General features: G+C 62.3%; 3 protein-coding genes and 1 pseudogene. 1 reads left to right on the top strand and 3 read right to left on the bottom strand.

The genetic code is table 11. The features are described 5' to 3' along the window. The 3 genes and pseudogenes from AUC71_RS19445 to AUC71_RS22675 form a co-directional block, all read right to left on the bottom strand. Window positions 1-348: GNVR domain-containing protein (locus AUC71_RS19445; protein WP_280139304.1), on the bottom strand; the 348-nt coding region annotated here is incomplete at its 3' end. Further along, on the bottom strand, window positions 345-536 hold the full coding sequence (locus tag AUC71_RS19450; protein ID WP_069624071.1) for a hypothetical protein: 192 nt from the start codon (window positions 534-536) through the stop codon (window positions 345-347). The genes AUC71_RS19450 and AUC71_RS19445, both read right to left, overlap by 4 nt. A gap of 770 nt (window positions 537-1306) precedes the next feature. Beyond that, window positions 1307-1690 (bottom strand): annotated as a pseudogene (locus AUC71_RS22675) (Wzz/FepE/Etk N-terminal domain-containing protein); the annotation flags it as partial. A gap of 119 nt (window positions 1691-1809) precedes the next feature. Here AUC71_RS22675 and AUC71_RS22340 point away from each other — a divergent pair. Next, the coding region (locus AUC71_RS22340; protein WP_204376694.1) for a nucleotide sugar dehydrogenase at window positions 1810-3837 on the top strand (2028 nt) is incomplete at its 3' end.

Consider the following 3837-nt stretch of genomic DNA (forward strand, 5'->3'; position numbering starts at 1 on the left):
CGAGCGCGCGCCGCCTTCGAGCACTTCGACGACCACATCGTAGAAGCTTGCCCGCTTCGGCGAACTCCCGAGAAGGCCGGCCACACGACCCCGTCCGCCGCTGAGGGCGGGAATCGTGACGAGCGACTTGAGCCCGGTTGCGCCGCGCAATTCCGTTCCTGTATGGATGCAGCGATTGAGATGCTCCGTCGCCAAAGCGAGTGAGCCCCCGAGGCCGCAGCCGAACACAAGGGCGAGCGCCAGGATCAAGCGCTTCTTCGGCCAGCTTGGATCCTCGGGGATCGACGCGGGCGAGATGATGCGCGCGTCGGCCGTGTAAATCTCTTGCGCCTCGTCGATCTCCTTCACGCGCGTAGGAAGTTCTCGTAGACCCAGCGTGTGCTGTCGGCCTCGCGAACCAGCTCGCGCAGTTTGATGCGGGCGCTGTCATTCGTATTGGCATGTTCGCGCGAAGCGGCGAGGGCTGTCTCCGCCGCGGCCAGCCGGCGCTTTGCCATGGCGTAGTCGAGATCGACCGCTTTGGCGATGCGCTCCACCTCGGCGCGGATGAGCCACGCAAGCGCTCGACTTCCGAACGGGCTTGCTTCAACTGCGGATGGGATGGCAGGAGTTCCGCGCCGAGAATAGCCTCCCGGCGCGCGGCGATGGCGTATTGCTCGCGCAAGCGGGAAACCGTGTCCGAGCCAACGGCTTCACCAATCATCTCCGGCTCAATGTCATTGTCGAGCAGGAGATGCACCTCCTGGTGCTTGGCCTGCTTCTGCGTGACGTCGGACTTTGCGGAGGCCAGTTGCTCGTTCAGCGCTTCCAGCTGGCGGGTGTCGAGCAAGTCGCCACCTGCCTCCTGGAGGCCATGCTCTGCGCGGAACTGCTGCACGTCGTTCTCCGCCTTGAGGAGACGGTCGCGCAGTGCTGCAAGCTGCCCGTCCATCAAGGAGCTGACCTGTTCCGAGGTCGAGACCTTCTCGTCGGATTGATCGGTCAGGTATGCCTCGGCAACCGCCTGTGCCAGACGGGCCGCCTTAAGGGGATCGATGGAGGAAACGGAGATATCGATGACATAGGTTTGATCGTCGCGCGAAACCTCGAGCTGCTTCGCAAGGATCAGAAGGGCGCGCTCATTTGGATCGTCGTTCGCCGTTGCGGTGCCAGATGGCTTGAAAAGGCCTGTGATGCTCGAGACCACGCTGGCAAGGAGGCCGGGCTTTCGCGCGCCGAACTCCGGATCCGTGTCGAGATGTTGCGACCGAACCACGGGAGCGAGAACCGCGTCCGACATGATGATCTTCACCTGGCTGTCGACCAGCGCGAAATTATCGCTGAGCTTCGTACCGAGTCCCGACGGAACAACCTCCGTACCCAGCGTGTTCTTTTCGCGCGCGTCGATCAGGATCTTGGACGTGGCCGTATAGAGCGGCGTGGCCAGGAAGGCGTAGGCCGCGGCGATTGCCACCACGATCACGGTGGTGATTGCGATGAGCGCAAACTTGCGTCGCAGTATTTCAATGAGCCCAACCAGGTCCAGCATGGACTCGTCCGGCCGCGCCGGGCCCAACGGGGCAAAGCTCCGCTCAACCAGGGCACCTGCGGTGCTTGGCGTCATTCGTGCGCGCGCGTCTTGAACCATCGTTAACGCCCTCTTAATGCGCGGGTCATTCCCGCGAGGCATCACGATGAGTGCAAAGCACATGCCATGGCTTCGTCGTGCGCGGATGCGCTCGGCTTGGCTGCGATTGCAGGGCGTGCCGTTTCGGGTGGCACAGCTCTTGCCAGTTTCCCGTCGAATTCAGCACGGCACGGGAAACCAAAATGAGAATTAGTGTGTTCGGTTTGGGCTATGTCGGCGCGGTCTCGGCCGCCTGTCTCGCCCGCAATGGTCACGACATCGTCGGCGTCGATACCAACCCCTCGAAAGTCCAGAGTTTCAACGCCGGACAGGCGCCCGTGGTGGAACCGGGGCTCGAGACATTGATGGTCGAGGGTGTCCGCAAGGGGCGCATCAGGGCCACGTCGAGCGTCGAGGATGCCGTCCACAACACGGACGTCTCCATGGTCTGCGTGGGAACGCCGAGCCGTGCCAACGGGAGTTTGAACCTCGATGCCGTCGAGACGGTTTCGTCTCAGATTGGCACAAGCTTGGCTCAGAAGGATGATCGGCATCTCATCGTGCTACGGTCGACGGTGCTGCCGGGAACCGTGCGCGACATCGTGTTGCCCGCCCTGGAACGTGCCTCGGGCAAGCGCGCAGTTCAGGATTTCTCCGTCGTTCACAATCCGGAGTTCCTGCGCGAGAGCAGCGCCATCAAGGATTTCGACAACCCGCCGATAACCGTGATCGGCGCCGGCGACGAAGCGGCGGGCCGCCAGGCCGCCGAACTCTATGCCGGTATCGACGCATCACTCGTCGTGACGTCCATCGAGACGAGTGAGATGGTGAAATACACCGCCAATGTCTGGCACGCGCTGAAAGTTTGCTTCGGCAACGAGATCGGCAATGTCTGCAAAGAGGTTGGCATCGATGGGCACGAGGTCATGGACCTCTTCTGCCGCGACACCAAGCTCAATATCTCGCCGGCCTATTTGAAGCCGGGCTTCGCCTTTGGCGGCTCATGTCTGCCGAAAGACACCCGCGCAATCGCGCATCTCGCCAAAAGCCTCGATCTCGACATCCCGGTGATCTCCTCGATCATGCCGAGCAACACGGTCCAGATCGACCGCGCTGCGAAGCGCGTTATGGCCCTCGGACGCCGGAAGATCGCCGTGCTCGGCTTCAGCTTCAAAGCGGGCACCGACGATCTTCGTGAGAGTCCTCAGATCGAGCTGATCGAGCGGCTGATCGGCAAGGGCTACGATCTCCGCCTCTATGACCGGAGTGTCAATCTCGCGGCGCTGACCGGCGCGAATCGCGATTACATCAAGCATGCGATTCCGCACATCAATCAGATCATGGTCGAGAGTCTCGACGAGGCGCTTGCGCATGGCGAAGTCGTAATCATCGGCAACAACGCGGAGGAATTCGCGGACGTACCGTCGCGTGTCGGCCCCCACCAAGCCTCATCGATCTCGTCCGCCTCGGCGGCACCAACAATCTCGGCGACCGCTATGACGGCATCAACTGGTAAGGCGCGCGGCGTGCGCATGAGGCCGCGTCGCGTTTTGATGATCGTGGAGAACCTGCCGGTGCCGTTCGACCGGCGGGTGTGGTCGCAGGCTCGCACGCTGAAACGCGCGGGCTACGACGTCTCCGTGATCTGTCCCAAAGGCAAGGGCGCGGAGCGCGCCTATGAGGTGCTCGAAGGCATCCACATCTTCCGGCATCCGCTGCCCATCGAGGCGAAGGGTGTGCTCGCCTATCCGCTGGAGTATTTCTCGGCGCTGGTCTTCGAGCTTTGGCTCGCGTTCCGCGTCTTCTTCAGCCGCGGGTTCGACGTCATCCACGCCTGCAACCCGCCGGATACGATCTTTCTCATCGGCGGGCTGTTCAAATTCCTGGCCGGTACACGCTTCGTGTTCGACCATCACGATATAAACCCGGAGCTCTACGAGGCGAAGTTCGGGCGGCGCGACATCTTCTGGAAGCTGCTCGTGTGGCTCGAACGACTGACCTTCAAGACGGCGGATGTGTCCATTGCCACGAACGGCTCCTATCGGCGCATCGCCATCGATCGCGGCGGCATGGCGCCGGACAGCGTGTTCGTGGTGCGGTCGGGACCCGACCTCAAGCGCATGGAGATATTGCCGCCCAGGCCCGAACTGAAAAAGACCCGCGCTCACCTTGTCGGCTATGTGGGCGTGATCGGTCAGCAAGAAGGCATCGATCTCCTGCTGCATGCGGTT

Source organism: Methyloceanibacter marginalis (assembly GCF_001723295.1).
In the GTDB taxonomy this organism is placed as follows: Bacteria; Pseudomonadota; Alphaproteobacteria; order Rhizobiales; family Methyloligellaceae; genus Methyloceanibacter; species Methyloceanibacter marginalis.